The 17,942-nt window shown below is 37.7% G+C and carries 20 protein-coding genes; 10 read left to right on the top strand and 10 right to left on the bottom strand.

Going from position 1 to position 17,942, the window contains the following annotated elements; translation table 11 throughout:
• Positions 1–252: 252 nt before the first annotated feature.
• The 5 genes from ACTWPF_RS11750 to ACTWPF_RS11730 form a co-directional block, all read right to left on the bottom strand.
• Complete coding sequence (locus ACTWPF_RS11750) at positions 253–468, bottom strand: hypothetical protein (protein WP_106896520.1); 216 nt, start codon at positions 466–468, stop codon at positions 253–255.
• Between the two features lie 64 nt (positions 469–532).
• The gene (locus ACTWPF_RS11745; protein ID WP_106896521.1) at positions 533–994 is read right to left on the bottom strand and encodes a YkyB family protein; all 462 of its coding nucleotides are present in this window, start codon (positions 992–994) and stop codon (positions 533–535) included.
• A gap of 330 nt (positions 995–1,324) precedes the next feature.
• Positions 1,325–1,906: an SCO family protein gene (locus tag ACTWPF_RS11740; protein WP_106896522.1), complete on the bottom strand. Its 582-nt coding sequence runs from the start codon at positions 1,904–1,906 to the stop codon at positions 1,325–1,327.
• A 117-nt stretch (positions 1,907–2,023) separates the two neighbouring features.
• Positions 2,024–2,254 carry a penicillin-binding protein gene (locus tag ACTWPF_RS11735; RefSeq protein WP_443149206.1) on the bottom strand — a complete coding sequence of 77 codons (231 nt, stop codon included), beginning with the start codon at positions 2,252–2,254 and terminating at the stop codon, positions 2,024–2,026.
• A 64-nt stretch (positions 2,255–2,318) separates the two neighbouring features.
• Positions 2,319–3,170 carry a metallophosphoesterase gene (locus ACTWPF_RS11730; protein ID WP_106896523.1) on the bottom strand — a complete coding sequence of 284 codons (852 nt, stop codon included), beginning with the start codon at positions 3,168–3,170 and terminating at the stop codon, positions 2,319–2,321.
• Positions 3,171–3,321: 151 nt separating this feature from the next.
• On the opposite strand from ACTWPF_RS11730, the gene fadH reads away from it, so the two are divergent.
• Positions 3,322–4,089, top strand: coding sequence for a 2,4-dienoyl-CoA reductase (gene fadH, locus ACTWPF_RS11725; protein WP_106898510.1), 768 nt, complete (start codon positions 3,322–3,324; stop codon positions 4,087–4,089).
• Between the two features lie 79 nt (positions 4,090–4,168).
• Here fadH and ACTWPF_RS11720 read toward each other — a convergent pair whose 3' ends face one another.
• Together ACTWPF_RS11720 and ACTWPF_RS11715 are read right to left on the bottom strand one after the other, a co-directional pair.
• Positions 4,169–5,089, bottom strand: a complete 921-nt coding sequence (locus tag ACTWPF_RS11720; RefSeq protein WP_106896524.1) for a cation diffusion facilitator family transporter — start codon at positions 5,087–5,089, stop codon at positions 4,169–4,171.
• Positions 5,090–5,102: 13 nt separating this feature from the next.
• Positions 5,103–5,405 carry an ArsR/SmtB family transcription factor gene (locus ACTWPF_RS11715; RefSeq protein ID WP_106896525.1) on the bottom strand — a complete coding sequence of 101 codons (303 nt, stop codon included), beginning with the start codon at positions 5,403–5,405 and terminating at the stop codon, positions 5,103–5,105.
• 198 nt (positions 5,406–5,603) lie between these two features.
• Between ACTWPF_RS11715 and cbpB the strand changes: the two genes are divergently transcribed.
• The 8 genes from cbpB (at position 5,604) to ACTWPF_RS11675 (ending at position 13,709) form a co-directional block, all read left to right on the top strand.
• Positions 5,604–6,050 (top strand): cyclic-di-AMP-binding protein CbpB, encoded by a 447-nt coding sequence (cbpB, locus tag ACTWPF_RS11710; RefSeq protein WP_036573394.1) that lies wholly within the window; start codon positions 5,604–5,606, stop codon positions 6,048–6,050.
• 252 nt (positions 6,051–6,302) lie between these two features.
• A complete protein-coding gene (dapD, locus tag ACTWPF_RS11705) occupies positions 6,303–7,022 on the top strand; it encodes a 2,3,4,5-tetrahydropyridine-2,6-dicarboxylate N-acetyltransferase (protein ID WP_036573391.1) in 720 nt (239 codons plus the stop codon).
• A 12-nt stretch (positions 7,023–7,034) separates the two neighbouring features.
• Positions 7,035–8,165: an N-acetyldiaminopimelate deacetylase gene (locus tag ACTWPF_RS11700; RefSeq protein WP_443149205.1), complete on the top strand. Its 1,131-nt coding sequence runs from the start codon at positions 7,035–7,037 to the stop codon at positions 8,163–8,165.
• A 55-nt stretch (positions 8,166–8,220) separates the two neighbouring features.
• The gene (locus tag ACTWPF_RS11695; RefSeq protein ID WP_106896527.1) at positions 8,221–8,463 is read left to right on the top strand and encodes a YkuS family protein; all 243 of its coding nucleotides are present in this window, start codon (positions 8,221–8,223) and stop codon (positions 8,461–8,463) included.
• A gap of 169 nt (positions 8,464–8,632) precedes the next feature.
• Complete coding sequence (locus tag ACTWPF_RS11690) at positions 8,633–9,067, top strand: TlpA family protein disulfide reductase (protein WP_106896528.1); 435 nt, start codon at positions 8,633–8,635, stop codon at positions 9,065–9,067.
• 276 nt (positions 9,068–9,343) lie between these two features.
• Positions 9,344–11,095, top strand: coding sequence for an ABC transporter ATP-binding protein (locus tag ACTWPF_RS11685; RefSeq protein WP_106896529.1), 1,752 nt, complete (start codon positions 9,344–9,346; stop codon positions 11,093–11,095).
• Positions 11,096–11,107: 12 nt separating this feature from the next.
• Entirely contained in the window at positions 11,108–12,949 is a 1,842-nt protein-coding gene (locus ACTWPF_RS11680) for an ABC transporter ATP-binding protein (RefSeq protein ID WP_443149204.1), read from the top strand.
• 94 nt (positions 12,950–13,043) lie between these two features.
• Complete coding sequence (locus tag ACTWPF_RS11675) at positions 13,044–13,709, top strand: potassium channel family protein (protein WP_036573381.1); 666 nt, start codon at positions 13,044–13,046, stop codon at positions 13,707–13,709.
• Positions 13,710–13,779: 70 nt separating this feature from the next.
• Here the strand turns inward: ACTWPF_RS11675 and rnjA are convergent, their stop codons facing one another.
• From rnjA to def, 3 genes are all read right to left on the bottom strand, one after another.
• Positions 13,780–15,447 carry a ribonuclease J1 gene (gene rnjA, locus ACTWPF_RS11670; RefSeq protein ID WP_106896531.1) on the bottom strand — a complete coding sequence of 556 codons (1,668 nt, stop codon included), beginning with the start codon at positions 15,445–15,447 and terminating at the stop codon, positions 13,780–13,782.
• Positions 15,448–15,450: 3 nt separating this feature from the next.
• The gene (locus tag ACTWPF_RS11665; RefSeq protein WP_106896532.1) at positions 15,451–15,660 is read right to left on the bottom strand and encodes a DNA-dependent RNA polymerase subunit epsilon; all 210 of its coding nucleotides are present in this window, start codon (positions 15,658–15,660) and stop codon (positions 15,451–15,453) included.
• 581 nt (positions 15,661–16,241) lie between these two features.
• Positions 16,242–16,793, bottom strand: coding sequence for a peptide deformylase (def, locus tag ACTWPF_RS11660; protein WP_106896533.1), 552 nt, complete (start codon positions 16,791–16,793; stop codon positions 16,242–16,244).
• 296 nt (positions 16,794–17,089) lie between these two features.
• On the opposite strand from def, the gene ACTWPF_RS11655 reads away from it, so the two are divergent.
• Positions 17,090–17,806: a YkyA family protein gene (locus tag ACTWPF_RS11655; protein WP_238020823.1), complete on the top strand. Its 717-nt coding sequence runs from the start codon at positions 17,090–17,092 to the stop codon at positions 17,804–17,806.
• The last annotated feature ends 136 nt before the right edge of the window (positions 17,807–17,942 follow it).

Below are 17,942 nucleotides of genomic sequence, written 5' to 3'. Positions count from 1 at the left end.
AAGAATTTGCAATGTTACAAAGCCATTTAGCAAGGAAAATGCTTCTCCTTTTACTTGTCAACTAACTTCATTTAGAAAGTATACCACTTAAAAATTCCTCCAAGTAATTAAATAACATTCGAAACCATATATGATTTCGAATGTTATTTTGTCATTGCTCGGATTTATTGATTTTTTTATAGGCTATAATGAGTTGGCTCACCAGAATATTGGGAGTTTATTTGTTGTATTCCTATCATCCTTTGATGATGATTATTCTTCATTTTCAACACCATATTCACTGTGCATTGTTTCCAACCATGAAAAGACCGGATGAAAGAATTCCTCAGGCGAGCGAACAGATGCGGGTGCTGTTTTCATAACCTTCTGTTTTTCTGCTTCAGGTAATTTTTCATAGGCATCTTTCAAAGTATGGGTTTGGTCAGCGTATCGGTGCAGTTCATACATAAAATTTTTCAGTTCAGTCATACGGAAGGCCTCCTTTTACTAAAGGTATACCTTATCTATATAAGTTTAAAACATCACAGCCTATTTAACGGTGTGATTTCCTTCTTGGTGGCCATTCCATTTTTCCCAGCGAAGAGGGAGTATAGTAGGATGATTTTTTGGGTGTGGTAGTTGACGGAGCTTGTGGTTTCCAGTCAATATATTCATAGATTACTTTTTTAGCTTGAGAAAGTGACATTTTGCATTGTGGATTTCGATAATTCTCATCGAGTGCTCCCAAATGTTTTAACTGTTGAAAATCCTTTTTTGATGGCGGAATATGAAAGTAGTAATCATCTACTTTGACAAGGAGTGTAGAATGCTGATTACTAAACTTTGGATGTTCAGAAAAATGTAATCCTACTTTGTTCGCTTTCTTTTCATTTAGAAGGCGATTTATAGTTTCTTTCTTTATATAGTATAGGTGTCGTGGTTCAGGTGCAGTTTTTGCATGTCTATTTACAGTGTACAATGCTTTGGCAATATCTCTTAGTTGTTGGTTATGCATGCTCTCTCTCCTTTCTACTACTTTGAACTTTAAATTGAAATTGATTCTGTTGCAAAATTGTTAAACGATCTAATATATAGCTTGTCTACATCCTACCTCAAAGTCTCTCACACCGCAACCAGCATAAGGAGGTTTCTGTTTTATTCTTAAAGAAGGGGATTTTTAAAAAGAGATAGTTGTAGTAAATATAACGCAAAAACTGAACGGTTTTTCGAAAATACTCCGAACCCGCTCAGTTTTTTTATGAAGATTTATTTTGCAAATTGACCGTTATGCAAAGAAGAAATTTATTTATTGTAGGTCTTTTCTGCATACTTTATAACGCATCTACTAATAAACTTCTTTTAGATATTGTACGATATTTTCCATCTCTGCTGGTTGTGTCCCATTAAACTTTTTGATCGCATTTCCTTCTGGAGTTACAACGAAAAAGTTGATTCCATGAATCATTTGGTCTGAATCAGGGGCTTCTTCTAACATTGTTTTAAAAGATTTAATAGAGAGTTCTTTGATTTCTTGGAATTCATACCCTGTCAACAGGTTCCAATTGTCAAAGGAAGCTCCTCTTGAGGCAGCGTATTCTTTTAGTTTCTCCGGGGTGTCATGTTCAGGATCAACACTAAATGATACGAACTCTACATCTTCTAAACCTTCGTCTTTAAGCATTTTTTGCAAATCAACCATATTAGATGTCATGTTGGGACAGACAGTCTCACAGTTAGTAAAAATAAAATCAGCAATCCAGAATTTTCCTTCCAATTCGCCACTGTCGAATTGTTCATTATTCTGGTTAGTGTATGAGAAATCACTTACTTCGTATGAAAAGTCTCCATTATAATCTTTTTCACCACAAGCTGCCAATAGTAATATCAATCCTAGAAATAACAAAAGTAATTTAGACCTTGTAGACATATGTATGGCCCCCATTCTTTTAAGATCTCATTAATTTTAGCATGAAGGAGGATAAAAAACCATGTCGAAAATGTAAACGAAAACAGCAGTCGACTAAATAGATCGACTGCGTGCTCGTTAGTATGGATTGTAATACGGCTGATAATACGGTGGGCCAGGATTGTAGCCATATCCATATGGATAGTGATAGTAAGGTGCGGGAGGATAAGGAGGATATCCTCCACCTTGGAAGGAACCATATAGTAATGGCCCGAAAGCAAGGCCCGTCAAAAATGGTAGGACAGGGAAAAAACGTGTATCTTCTTGGTCCTGGTGCTGGCGATAAGGCATATAATGGGGATTATACAATATGATCTCCCTTTCATTCTTATATTCCTTATAGTCTATGCAAGCATTGCAGGATGGGTTAATATCATTCCTTGTGTAAGGTGTACACGTGAAGCTCTGGTTTACATAAGAAACGATATGGCAAACGGGTAGTACCAATACCACGATTAACAAAAAGTTGTAGGTTTCCGTCGTTTAGTAAGTATTTTCCTTCTACATATTTCTCTGCATACTTAGGTGTATAAAGATGCCCGATAAATGGTAAACGAACCTGTCCACCATGGCTATGACCTGACAATTGTACGTTAACAGAGTAGTCTACTGCTACATCAACAAAATCTGGCTCATGTGCAAGTAATAGCGTGAAAAGGTCAGGGTTCACATTTTCTAGGGCTTGTCTTAGATTAGGGCTACCAAGCATAACATCATCAATACCCGAAAGAATGATTCGCTCATTGTTTTGTTCGATTACGGAATGCTCGTTCTGTAAGAGGGTAAAGCCTGAAGCGTCCATAACGTCTCTTACTTTTTCTGTTCCGTAACCTCCATGATCATGGTTGCCATAAATCCAAAATTTCCCACGAGGAGCTTCAAGAGATTGAAGAACATTTATTAAATCATTATTCCATGTGTATAGATGGGGTTCATCTACCAAATCGCCAGTAAACACGATTAGATCTGGGTTTATTTCATTTATTCTATTAACAAGCTTTTGTAGTTGTTCTATACTATAGTGAAATCCAATATGTGTATCTGAGAATTGTACAACTTTAAAATCATTAAATGATGCAGGGATTGTAGCATCCATTATTTTCACATTCTGAACTTGTAGCATCCTTGGTTCGATATCCCTGGCGTAATAGTAAGTACCTCCACCTATTCCTATCAGAGCCAGTAAGCTGCCAATTGATCTTTTTAAAAAGGAACGTCGATTCATATGGTCATACCTTTCTATTTCATACGTTAAAAGTAAATTATAACATGTTAAGACAACAGTTTTTAAAAAAAATTCACCTAATTAATTGTTCTTTGACTTTGGGTCGGATTCCGAATAGTATGAATAGTAGGAAGGGGAGAAGGGTATGACAATGCAAGGTCAAACAGTTCTCATAACCGGGAGCACAAGTGGTATGGGAAAGCATATGGCTGCGAAATTTGCAGCCGAGGGGTTAAACGTAGTCATAACTGGAAGAGACAAAGACAAATTGAAAGCGGTTAAACAAGAATTGCTTGAACAAGTCGGGGGCTCGATTCATGCTATCCAATTAGATGTAAGAGATCCCGATTCTGTAAGAAGAGTGGTAGCGGAATCAGTAGAACACTTTGGGGCTATCAATCATCTCATTAATAATGCAGCTGGTAACTTTATTGTCCCAGCAGAAGAGTTATCGGTTAATGGGTGGAATTCTGTTATTAATATTGTATTAAATGGTACGTTTTATTGTAGCAAAGAAGTGGGGCAGTACTGGATAGAACATAATATAAAAGGCTCGATTATTAACATGGTAGCAACTTATGCTTGGAATGCGGGAGCTGGTGTAGTTCACTCTTCAGCTGCAAAAGCAGGAGTGTTAAATATGACACGAACATTGGCTGTCGAGTGGGGGACTAAATATGGAATAAGGGTGAATGCGATTGCTCCAGGCCCAATCGAGCGTACAGGAGGGGCAGATAAATTATTCGAATCAGAGGAGGCGGCTAAGCGTACCATCCAATCTGTTCCGCTGAGGAGATTAGGTAAGCCAGAAGAAATTGCAGACCTTGCACATTTTATGCTGTCCGAAAAAGCAGCGTATATGAATGGAGAGGTAATTACGTTAGACGGGGGCCAATGGCTGAATAAGTTTCCTTTCTAAAACTTATCCTATGCTGTGAGGGAAACAAAAGAACCTCCACAGGAAAGTAACGTGGAGGTTCTGGAATAAAAAGCCAAAACTAATCACAATTATCACAGTTAGAATGAATGGAAGTATTTTCTCCTTCAACTTGGATCGTACAGTGAGAAATATGGAAGGTATTCTTCGCCAAGTTATTTATATTAATTAACAATTGGTCCCTATCAACGTTGTTCTTAACAACTACATGGCAACTTAATGCTGGAAACTCTGATGTAATGGACCAAACATGTAAATCATGCACATCAGCGATTCCATCAAGTTTTCCAATAGAATCGTTAAGAGCTGTTACATCGATGTTTGCCGGCTTTCCTTCCATTAATATATGAAGAGAATCCCTTACAATTCTAACCCCGGAGAAAAGGATTAAAGCGGATACGATGACACTAGCAATTGGATCAGCGATGTTCCAATTGAAAAGTATAATTAATATCCCGGCAATGATAGCTCCTACAGAACCTAATAGGTCTCCGAAAACATGTAAAAGTGCACTTTTAATATTTAAGTTATCATGAGAATCCCCACGCATTAGCATCCAAGCCACTAAAATATTTACAAATAAGCCGATAATAGCTATAAACATCATACCTGCACTCACCTCAGGCGGTTCAAGAAAACGATGATAGGCTTCATAAAAAATATAGAGCGAAATGACAATGAGAGTTAATCCGTTTATAAATGCTGCGATAATCTCAAATCTCTTGTACCCATATGTTTTATCAGAGGTGGCTTGCTTTTCACCTATTTTAAAGGCAAGTAAGCTTAGCCCCAGCGCTGCAGCATCACTTAGCATATGTCCCGCATCTGATAACAAGGCAAGACTATTTGTTAGGTACCCTCCGATTGCTTCCACAATCATAAACGTGAAGATGGTTACAAAGCTCCAAAATAGTACCCTCTTATTCGAGGTATGATGATGGTGATGTCCTTGACTATGATTATGTTCATGGCTATGACCCATTTTATCTCCCCCTTTAACGTATATGTTTTGCATGTTCAATCGATTGTTCAAGCAAGTTCATAACATGGTAATCATCTGGAGAATAATAATACTTTGTTTTATCTCGCCGGCTCTTTACTAGACGTAGTTGTTTTAAGTATTTTAGTTGATGTGAAATGGCTGACTGATTCATATCTAATGTTTCTGCAATTTCACTAACAGAACATTCCCGTTGAAATAATAAATGAAGTATTTTTATTCGCGTCGGATCAGCTAGGGCTTTAAAAGTTAAAGAAACATTATCTATTAATGCTTCATCAATTGGAGTATAGTTCAAATCAGTTCCCCCTTACAATATGATCATATGCTCATATTGTAATATAAGTGCGCTTTAATAATCAAGGCACGTGGTAAGATATTTTTTCTATTTGTTCAGTTATGATAAACTGTACATGTAACTGGAAATTTTTACGCTTGTCGTGTAAACGGAAAATTATTGTTAACTGTGAAGATAGATGTAAAAGGAGCGCATGCTATGAGTATGATTCAAGCTAATCAATTAACTGCTGGTACAGTAGGGGATTTAATGATTTCTTCAGAGAAGGTAGCGCATGTTCAAGTAAACAATCCGTTGGAACATGCTTTACTCGTCTTAGTAAAATCTGGCTACTCAGCTGTCCCGGTTTTGGATCCTTCCTATCGACTAAAAGGTACGGTCGGTAAGACGAAAATATTGAATGAAATTCTTGGTCTGGAACGATTTGAGATGGAGAAGCTTGCTCACATGGAAGTTAAAGATATTATGAATGAAGGTCTGCCTTGCTTAAAAAAGGAAGATAATATAATGGATGGATTAAATGCAGTTATTGATCACCCTTTCGTTTGCGTAGTAGACGAGGAAGGGTACTTTGATGGAATCTTAACGAGAAGAGCAATACTTAAAAAGCTCAAGAAAGATATCTATACATCATTATATGAATAATAATATAGTAGGCGGTGACTCTCAAGATGCATAGAGATGAGTCACCGTTTTTTTACGGGGGCAGAAGCATAAAATGTTAGCTAGGAAGCAATAACGATATGGTTGAAATTTGGAAGTCCCCGTATAAGAAATACATACACATTCACAAAAGACGCCCAAATGCGAGTTTCTCTAATGCAGAATAGTTTATAATTGCTTGAGGAAAAGGCGTCTGCTAAAGTAAAGATAGTATAGTATTAGGAGGAAAAGATATTGAACATGATGGATGCAAATGAAATTATTAGTTTTATCTCAAACAGTAAAAAGAGTACCCCAGTGAAAGTCTACATAAAGGGTGATAATCTGGATGCATTAGAATTTGGTGAGAGTATCCAGGCCTTTGTTGAAAATAAAAGCGGCGTTTTATTTGGTGAGTGGGATGCTATTAAGGCAGTCTTGGAACAAAATAAGGCCGTTGTATCAGACTATGTTGTAGAAAATGACAGAAGAAACTCTGCAATCCCGTTATTAGATCTAAAGGGAATTAACGCTAGAATCGAACCAGGAGCAGTGATTAGAGACCAAGTAGAAATTGGTGACGGCTGTGTCATTATGATGGGGGCTATGATTAACATTGGGTCAGCGATAGGCGCAGGCACGATGATTGATATGAATGCTGTACTTGGTGGAAGAGCGACAGTCGGTAAAAATTGCCACATAGGGGCTGGAACAGTACTTGCAGGAGTTATTGAACCACCTTCAGCAAAACCTGTTGTTATCGAAGATGATGTAGTGATAGGTGCAAATGTAGTTGTTCTGGAAGGAGTAACTGTTGGCAAAGGGGCGATTGTCGCTGCTGGAGCTATCGTTACAAAGGATGTTGCGCCAAATACACTTGTTGCTGGTACGCCGGCAAAAGTACTTAAAGAAATTGATGAAAGCACCAAATCTAAGACAGAAATCAAGCAAGAACTTCGTAAACTTGATAATTAAGCGGGTGAAACAATGAGTGATGAAACACTACGTTCGATACGGCGAGAATTACACCAGATACCCGAACTAGGATTTCAGGAAACAAAAACCCAGCAGTATTTATTGGATAAGTTGACAGAATGGCAGACAGAACGGGTCCAAGTAAAAAAATGGAAGACTGGTTTGCTAGTTCGAATAGCAGGTACCAATCCAAAAAAAACAATAGGATTTCGGTCTGATATTGATGCGCTTCCTATCAAAGAAGATACTGGACTTACCTTTTCTTCCACTCACACAGGAAGAATGCATGCATGTGGACATGACTTCCATATGACAATTGCACTTGGTTCTATCCATTACTTTGTTGAGAACCCGCCAGTAGATAATCTGTTATTTGTTTTTCAACCAGCAGAGGAAGGACCGGGGGGCGCTTTGCCCATGCTCCAATCTGATGTGTTCCAAGCGTGGTTTCCAGATATCATTTTTGCGCTACACATTGCACCTGAGCTACCAGTAGGAACCGTATCGAGCAAGGAAGGATTACTTTTCGCTAATACGAGTGAATTGTTCATTGATTTTAAAGGGAAAGGCGGCCATGCTGCATATCCCCACTTAGCCAAGGATATGACGGTTGCGGCAAGTCAATTTGTTGTGCAACTCCAACAGATTATTTCCAGAGGAATTGATCCATTGGAGAGTGCCCTTATTACGATAGGCAAAATGGAAAGTGGCTATGTACAGAACGCCATTGCAGAAACGGCCCGACTAGAAGGTACAATTCGAACCCTTAGTCCGGAAACCATGCCAATTATTAAGGACAAACTACAAAAACTAATGGATGGTTTTTCTCTTGCTTATGAGTGTGAGATAGATGTCGATTATGGAGCAAACTATTACCAAGTATATAATGATGCTTCCTATGTACATCTTTTTTCCAAAGTAATGAAAGAAAACGATATTAAATTTGATACAGCGCCTGCAGCGATGACGGGAGAGGACTTTGGCTACATGCTAAAAGAGATTCCTGGGTTTATGTTTTGGCTTGGGGTTTCCTCACCTTATGGGCTCCATCATGCGCAACTTAATCCAAATGAAGAAGCCTTATCTGTTGGTGTAAAGGCAGTGGTGCAAACCATTGCAAAATTAACAGTGAATGATGCATAACATTAATCTGAATGCAGAAACTATATAGGAGATTTTCTATATAGGAGGCTGTACAATGGCTCGAATTGGTGTTGAAAGTACGTTATCGGATGTTAAAGCGGCCCTCATGGAAATGGGGCATGAAGTTGTTGACTTAAAATCAGCAGAGGATGCAGCATATTGTGATTGCTGTGTGATTTCTGGCCAGGATAAGGATGTAATGGGAATGGCTGATACGACTATTTCTGGGCCTGTCATAAATGCACAGGGTACAAATGCAGCTACAGTGTGTGATCAGGTAAACCAAAAGTTTAGCTGATAATAAAGTTTTTTGAAGGTACAAAGCCTCTCCTTATAGGAGGGCTTTTCTTTTTTGGGAGAGTAGGTATTATCGTCAATAATTACTAGAATTACTCTCTATAGGCACCAAAGTGGAGTTGTACGACATATAGATAGAAGGAATAAGGAGCAAAATAAGGAGGTTCGTTATGCAATTACGAGAATCTATTCCGGATCTTTCAGGTGCAACAAATTGGCTTCATCAGGAAATTAGAAAAGAAGAATTAGAACATGGTCTTCCCGTTCTTATACATTTTTGGTCTGTGAGCTGTGATTCCTGTAAGAGGAATATTCCAGTTTTAAACTCTGTTATGGAAGCCCATAAGGGGAAAATTCAAGTCATCGCGGTTCATATGCCACGTTCCGAGAAGGATAAAGATCTTAAGCAAGTTGTCCAACAAGCCCAAAAATATAATATCGCACAACCAATTGCAATCGATGACCAATATTCTTTATCCCATTCTTTTTCTGTTCGGACAGTGCCTGCTTATTTTTTGTTCGATGGGGAAGGGCAACTGAGATATAAACAGACTAGTGGCTCTGCAAGGTTACTAAAAAAGCGCATTGAGCGATTTGTTGATTAAGCTTCATAGCTGTTGTGAAGTCACTTCAACAGAGTAGCCAATACGATTAGCTTTTATAAAGGCATCAAGGAAGCACTTATCTATAGGGTAAGTGCTTTCTTGATGTCTTTTTATATTCTTTTGTCTACGATGAATTTCTGTTTAACACTACATAAGAAGTAAAAATAACCTAACTTGAAAAAAAATTTAAAAAATTAAGCAAAAGCAGTAGATATTTATTTCGGAACCCGTTATATTAGTAATTACGGAAATAAACATCCTGAGGGAGGGAACAACTTGAATACGTTTAAAAAGTTAAAGCAGTTTTATTGGCCGTATAAGAAATACTTCATTCTATCTCTAGTATTTCTTGTCTTTGTAACCGCAATTACTGTAGTTTATCCAATTATACTGCAACAAACCATCGACAATGTTGTCTATGGGGATCAATACTCTCTGATTCCATACATTGCAGGAATCTTTATTCTTTTAATGATTGTTAAGGGTTTTGCGACCTATTTTCATCAGTATTTGGGAGATTTATTTGGAATAGTATCTGTTTATAAACTTAGAAATGCATTGTATGGGAAGTTACAGACATTATCATTTAAATACTATGATAATGCTAAAACAGGTGACATCATGTCGAGAATGACAGCAGATGTGGAAGGTTTTCGTTTTTTTCTTTCCGCGGGCTTTGCAGAATTAATCCGGATTGTATTATTAATCGGACTTAGTTTAGCCGTTATGTTTTACTATTCCATTCCACTAGCACTGGTAACAATGGCAGCGATGCCTTTTCTAATTATTGTCGTATTTAAGTTCGATAAACGGGTTCACCCTGCATTTAGAAAGATTAGAAAGTCCTTTGGAAACCTTAACACCAGAGTTCAGGAAAATATTAGTGGCATGAATACAGTGAAATCATTATCACGAGAGGACTTCGAGATTGGGCGATTCTCCAAAAATAACGATAACTACCGACAGAATTACTTAAAGACGTCGTACATTTGGGCAAAGTATTTTCCATTAATGGAATTCATAGGGGACGTATGTGCTGTAGCTTTACTGACCTTTGGAGGATATCTTGTTATTTCAGGAAGCCTAGCTCCTGGTGAACTTGTCGCATTCTTCAGTTTGGTTTGGTATATTATGGGACCATTGATGAACCTAGGGTTTGTCGTAAATCAGTTTTCTCAAGCCAAAGCCTCTGGAGAAAGACTACTTGAAATTCTAGATGCTAAAGAAGATATTGTAGAAAAAGAAGATGCTCTTCAAACGGATATTAAAGGCCATGTTACGTTTAAAGATGTAACACTTACCTATATAGAGGATGATGATGCAGCACTAAAAAACATCTCATTTGATGCACCTCCTGGTAAAGTTATTGGATTGATTGGGGCTACGGGGTCAGGTAAAACAAGTATTACGCAATTGATTACCCGTTTTTACGAAGCGGAACAAGGTGATGTACTAATTGATGGTCGTCCAGTAGTTGATTATGAACTTAAAAAACTGAGGAGCAGCATTGGTTTTGTCTTACAGGAACCTTTCTTATTCTCAACGTCAATTAGGGAAAATATTGCATATGGAAATCCCAATGTGACAGATGAGCAAGTGATTGATGCTGCTAAACGTGCGCAAGCTCATGATTTTATTATGGAAATGCCGAAAGGATACGATACGATGCTAGGAGAGAGGGGGATGGGACTCTCAGGTGGCCAGAAACAACGTATTGCCATTGCTCGTGCTATTTGTGTGGATCCAAGCATCCTCGTCCTAGATGACGCTACCTCAGCAGTGGATATGGAGACAGAATTTAAAATACAAAAGGCCCTTAAGGAAGTAATGAAGGGAAGGACTTCTTTCATTATTGCGCACAGGATATCTTCTCTAAAGCATGCGGATGAAATATTAGTACTTGAAGATGGAAAAGTCGTGGAACGAGGCGTACACGAGGAGTTAGTTTCAAATAACGGAACATATCAACGTATATATGATATTCAATACCAGGACCGGGAAGCAATTCTGGGAACCGTACAAATATAAAGGGGGGATTCGATGGCGAATACTAGTAACGCTAAAGATAAAAACAGACATCTAACGCGATTTCACTATACGGTTGATCAGGCAATTGAAAAGCAATTTAACTGGACACAGATGATGCGTTTGCTCGTCTATCTGAAACCATATTCGAAAAATTATTTACCTGCGGCGATCATTGCCATGATGATATCTACCGCAGTTAGACTAACTGTACCAATTTTAATTGGTAAGGTTGCGATTGATATTGCCATAAAAAACAAGGATACTACAATGTTAACTTATCTCGTGGTTGGCATCGGCCTTCTTTATTTATTAAGCTTTGTAGGAAACACTTTCCGAATTAAGTGGGTAAATATTCTCGGTCAAAATGTTATTTATGACCTTAGACAACATTTGTTTTCTCATGTGCAACGTTTATCACATCGCTTTTTTGATTCGCGATCAGCGGGATCAATTCTTGTAAGAATTATGAATGATATCAATTCATTACAGGAATTATTTACAAATGGAATCATTAACCTGCTAATGGATGTTGTGACATTAATCGGCATTATCGTTATCTTATTTGTATTAAGTCCAAAGCTTGCACTTGCTATCATGGTTATATTGCCGATCATGTTCTATATTTCTACAAAACTGCGGAGAAACATTCGCCGCTCATGGCAAGAAGTGCGCATTCAGCAATCCAGGATGAACTCGCATTTAAATGAGGGTCTCCAAGGAATGCGAATCACACAATCTTTTTCACAAGAAAAGGAGAATGGGGAATATTTTAACGGAGTGAACCACGGTTTCTTTGAAAGTTTTCGTGGTGCTTCAAAGAAGAGTGCGATGTTTAGACCACTCGTTGAGATGTGTAATGCAATTGGTACAGTAATATTAATTGCTTACGGAGCACATCTTATATTACTTGGTGAAGCGAATGGCGGAATAGCACTGGGAACGTTTGTAGCATTTGCCTTTTTCCTTGGTATGTTCTGGGAACCAATCTCACGTCTCGGGCAAATGTATAATCAACTTTTAATGGCAATGGCGGCCTCGGAAAGGATTTTTGAGTTTCTTGATGAAAAGCCAAACGTCGACGAAAAGGAAAATTCTTATAACATTGAAGAAATGAAGGGGCATATAGAATTCGATAAAGTGGAATTCTCTTACGAAGAAGGTAGAATTGCTCTCCATGAAATATCCCTTGATATCAAGCAAGGCCAAACAATTGCTCTTGTGGGACATACAGGGAGTGGAAAATCGACTATTGCTAACTTAATCAGTAGATTCTACGACCCTACTAAAGGGGTGGTAAAGATTGATGGGCATGATTTACGAGACGTTAAAATTAATAGCCTTCGTCAAAAAATCAGTGTTGTTTTACAGGATACCTTTATTTTTTCGGGCACTATAATGGAAAATATCCGTTTCGGTAATCCTAACGCAACGGATGAGGAAGTTATGGAAGCAGCTAAAGTAGTTGGAGCAGATGACTTCATTCAGCGGTTAGGAGAAGGATATGGTACCGAAGTTGAAGAAAGAGGAAGTATCTTATCAGCAGGGGAGAGACAATTACTTTCCTTTGCTAGAGCACTTCTAGCGGACCCAACTATCCTCATTTTAGACGAAGCGACAGCAAGTATAGATACTGAAACAGAAGTGAAAATACAAAAGGCGTTAAATAGGTTGCTTAAGGGTAGAACCGCTATTATTATTGCGCACCGACTATCTACAATTAGAGAATCGGATAATATCTTTGTACTTGAAAATGGTAAAGTGCTCGAAAACGGGAACCATGAGGAATTGATGGCTAAGCGTGGAGAGTACTTTGGATTGGTGAAATCTCAGTTCCAAATGCTTGATGCAATGTAAAATTGGAAGGGGCAACTCGAAAAGAGGTTGCTCCTTTTTCGATTCATCATGTATGATAGCTATATCGACAAAGTTGAGTGATGGAGGAAAAATAATGAAACGTGATTATGCAGTAATCGGATTAGGAAGATTTGGGGGAAGTATTTGCCGTGAATTAAGCATGGAAGGAATGGAAGTACTGGTAATTGATAATGATGAAGATAAAATCAATGAATATAAAAATATAGCCTCTCATGCGGTAATCGCAGATGCTACGGATGAAGCTTCATTAAAAGAGTTAGGTATTAAAAATATTGACCATGTTATTGTAGCTATTGGAGATAATATCCAGGCAAGTATTTTGACTACTGTTATTCTTACTGATCTAGGCATTAAGAAAATTACAGTGAAAGCACAAAATGATTATCATGAAAAAATCCTCAACAAAATTGGGGCAGACAATGTTGTTCACCCAGAACGAGACATGGGGAAACGAATCGCCCATAATATAATCTCCAATAATATACTTGATTATTTGGAGCTTTCAGATGATCATAGTATTGTAGAGGTGAAAGCTGGTGAGAAAATGGTTGGCAAGACGTTGATTGATCTAGATATTCGTGCGAACTATGGCTGTAACGTTGTAGCGATTAAGCAAGGGAAGGACATTAATGTGTCTCCTGCTGCCGAGGATGTTCTTGTAGAAGAGGACGTGCTAATTGTAATAGGTTCAGACAAGGATATTTCTCGTTTTGAGAAAAATCTTGTTATCGAAGATTAAGTTAGATTAATTTCGCTGACTATTTATATGAAAAAGCCCGGGAACAATTCCCGGGCTTTTCGCATATTAATTAAACTTCCATTATAATCGGTAGAACCATTGGTCTACGTTTTGTCTTTTCATAAAGGAATGGTGCAATGGTATCTGTAATTTCATTTTTAATTTCAGACCACTGTGTTGTTCTACGTTCCATTACTTTATTCAAATGATTGGAGACAAGTTTCTGCGCTTCATTAATAAGGTCTTCTGATTCTCTCATATAAACGAATCCACGTGAAATAATATCAGGACCTGCAGAGATCTTAAACTCCTTCATATTAATACTAACAACAACGATTACCAAACCTTCCTCAGAAAGGATGCGACGATCACGTAATACAATGTTTCCAATGTCGCCAATTCCGCTTCCATCTACGTAAACAGATCCTGAAGGTATTTTACCTGCAATAATAGCATTATCCTTACCTAGTGCAAGTACATCTCCATTATCCATTACAAAGGAATTATCTTGATCTACAGCACATAATTCTGCCAGCTTGGTGTGTTCCTTTAACATACGGTACTCACCATGGATTGGCATAAAGTATTTTGGCTGAATTAATCTTAGCATCAGTTTTTGTTCTTCTTGACTACCATGACCTGAGGTATGGATGTTGCTTAGTTTCCCATGAATTACATCTGCTCCAGCACGGTAAAGTTTATTAATCGTTCTACCAACACTTACTGTATTTCCAGGGATTGGTGAAGAAGAGAATACAACAGTGTCACCAGGAATGATTTGAATTTGCCTGTGTGTACCATTCGCAATACGTGAGAGGGCAGCCATAGGCTCACCTTGTGACCCGGTACATAAAATCGTAACTTCATTTGCAGGAAGTCGGTTTATTTGATTCGCTTCAATAAACGTATCTTTGGGCGCTTGAATATAGCCTAACTCCTGCCCGAGATTAATTGCCGATTCCATGCTACGGCCAAAAACAGCAACTTTACGGTTGTGCTTAACTGCCGCTTCTACAACTTGTTGGAGACGGTAGATATTAGAAGCAAATGTAGCAAATATTAATCTGCCATCCACTCTACTGAAAATATCATGAATGTTAGCCCCGACTACCTTTTCTGACATCGTAAAACCAGGTACTTCACTATTAGTACTATCAGAAAGTAAGCAAAGTACGCCTTCTTTGCCTATTTCTGCCATTCTGGAAAGGTTTGCAGGTTCCCCGACAGGTGTGAAATCAAATTTAAAATCACCAGTGTGTACAATATTTCCCGGAGGTGTCTTAACGACTACTCCATAGGAATCAGGGATACTGTGTGTTGTACGGAAAAAGCTTACAGATGTTTTACGGAATTTTATAACATCATCTTCTTGAATTGGGTTTAATTTTGCATTTCTTAATAGTCCATGTTCATCCAGTTTATTTCTGATTAATCCAAGTGCAAGTTTCCCTGCATAAATCGGCACGTTAATTTCACGGAGAAGATATGGTATTCCACCAATATGGTCTTCATGTCCGTGTGTAATGATTAATCCTTTAATTTTATCTTGGTTTTGCACAAGGTACGTGTAATCAGGAATAACATAGTCAATACCTAATAGTTCATCTTCTGGGAATTTAATTCCAGCATCAATTAAAATAATCTCATCCTGGAACTGTACACCATAGGTATTCTTTCCGATTTCACCTAATCCGCCAAGTGCAAAAACTGCTGCTTGGTCATTCTTAACAAATTTCATGTGTTAAGCGTTCTCCAATTTAAAGGTTTCAGATTGTTTTTCATATTCTAAATGTGCCTCGTCTAGAACATGGATGTATTCAATGTTGAATTTTTTCTCATTTAAACTGGAACGAACTTCTCGGACAGAGTCCGCTTCTACATATGCACACTTTGTGCGTTCTCGAACTGGAATCTCATTCTTTAATTCTTGGTATAATACTTTATAAATCAATCTCATCTCTCCTTACATGATCTTTCTTCATGATTTTTTATTTTATTTGTATTTCTGATTGCCTGATAGCCGATAAAAGCTATCATTCCGTAAATATGACAATCAGAGGCATCTGTTATTTCCGTAGCATTCATATTAGATATTGTACCTTTTTACACTGTGATTGGGAAACCTCAATGGTAGTCTTTTTTACAAGTTGTAGGTACACGTCCTTGGCCTAAAAAGTCTTTCCAGCGTTTCTTGAGCTTTTCTTTCAGGCGTTTTAACATACGAATGCAGCTCCTTTCGAATATTAAGAAAAGCAACAAAAACGTTCTACCGATCCAATCCCTCTTAGTTATAGTATAGTACGAGTTGAGGAATATTGAAATAAAAATACGTTATTTGTTGGAAAAATATTTATTATTTCACTTGGAATTGCTTGCTAGCATGATATATTCTATTTTTCACCTATCGCACTTTCTTATACATATACCGGAGTATTTTCATCATTAAATGGCCCTTATTTTGTATCATCTATTTAAAAAAGCCGAACCATTGATAAAGTTCGGCTTTTTCGCTCGTATCTAGTTTTGGGTCATTCAGTCAATTGCTTTTGCGTTGTCTGGTGCCGAAAATGGGTTCTTGCTGTTTATTCGGTCATAGAACATAATTCCGTTTAGATGATCAATCTCATGCTGGAATACGATTGCTGCATATCCTTTAAGTCTAAGCTTCAATGGATTGTTGTCCATATCAGTTGCTTTTACTGTAATTCTTGCATGACGGATCACATATCCTTCAACGGTTCTATCCACGGAAAGACAACCTTCACCTGAAGACAGATATGCATCTTCAACAGAATGGCTAACAATTTTCGGGTTTACTAGACCGTAACTATATAGTTTGCCATTAAAGTCTTCAAAGTGAATAGCAACAAGACGCTTATTAATCCCCAGTTGTGGTGCGGCTAACCCAACCCCAGCTCGTAGATCATACTTTCTTGCTATTTCATCATCTTGGCTATTTCTTAAAAAGGTCAGCATCTCTTCAAGCAACTCCCGTTCTTCTTGCTGAAGGGGAGTTTTTACTTCTTCCGCTGACGTTTCCAAAGAAGGATGTCCTTCACGGACGATATCTTTCATTGTAATCATATTTGGTCACTCCTGCCTGCAAATTTAATTTGAAAATAGGTTTAAGTCAGGTTTTTTTGCCAGTATGCCTATAGAAACTATCGTAATATGGTTGTTCATAATTAACGAGATAATTCATGCTAAACTTAACATACCATCTAACCTATATAACTTTCGTGCTTTATTTTATCATAACTTGTAACATTTGATCATAATGTTTGACTGGATCACTCTTTTTCAAAGTTTTTCACCAGAGATTTCACATGTTTTATGTTATACTTGGGGGCATACATCAAGATTGAGAGGGGAATAAGCCGATGCCATTTAAAAAAGCATCTATATTATTACTATTAGGCTTGCTTGCCATCATATCTGCCTGTAGCAGCGAATCGACTGAAGAGCAAATTCACGGACATTTAGAAGAGGCTGTAGCCCAGGAAAAAGGATTTGAGGAGCAACAGAGCAACATTACGGAACTTGAACGTCAGGAACAAGACCTATACAGTCAGATTATTGAACTGGGAACAGATGAGATGGATAAGATTAAAGAGCTTTCTGAAAAGGCCACGGAGGTCGTGACAGAAAGAGAGGAAGCACTTGAAGCTGAGAAAGATAGCATCAATTCTGCAAAAGAGGAATTCCAAAAAACAGAGGACTTGATCGCAGAAATCGAGGACGAGCAGTTAAAGGAAACGGCAGAAAATATGTATTCTACCATGATGGACCGTTTTACGGCATATGAAAAACTTTACCAAGTATATGCTACTGCCATTCAACAAGAGAAAGATTTGTATGGAATGTTGCAAGATGAAAGTACGGAACAGGAAGAACTTACAGATCACATCAACACTATAAATGAGAGTTATGAACAAGTCTTAAGTGCAAACGAATCATTTAATGAAAGCACAGCTTCTTATAATGATTTAAAGAAAGAGTTTTATTCTCAGGCAGAAATAGAAGTAGAGTATGAAGACGCTGAGTCCAAAAATGAAGACCAAGGACAAGAAGAGCAAGATCAAAGTGAATCTGAATAATATCATATCATTATAAAGAAGGACTGATTTTATCAGTTCTTTTTTTTATGTGTTAGAAAATGAAAAAATTGCTTGCTGGTTTTTGCAATTCTCAAGGGTAGGTATATTTAGTGAATGGAAGTCAAGATGAGTTGAG

The organism is Oceanobacillus sp. M65 (assembly GCF_052246275.1).
In the GTDB taxonomy this organism is placed as follows: Bacteria; Bacillota; Bacilli; order Bacillales; family Amphibacillaceae; genus Oceanobacillus_B; species Oceanobacillus_B jordanicus.
The sequence above is the reverse complement of the archived record's forward strand: the minus strand, read 5'-3'. Positions and strand labels throughout refer to the sequence as shown.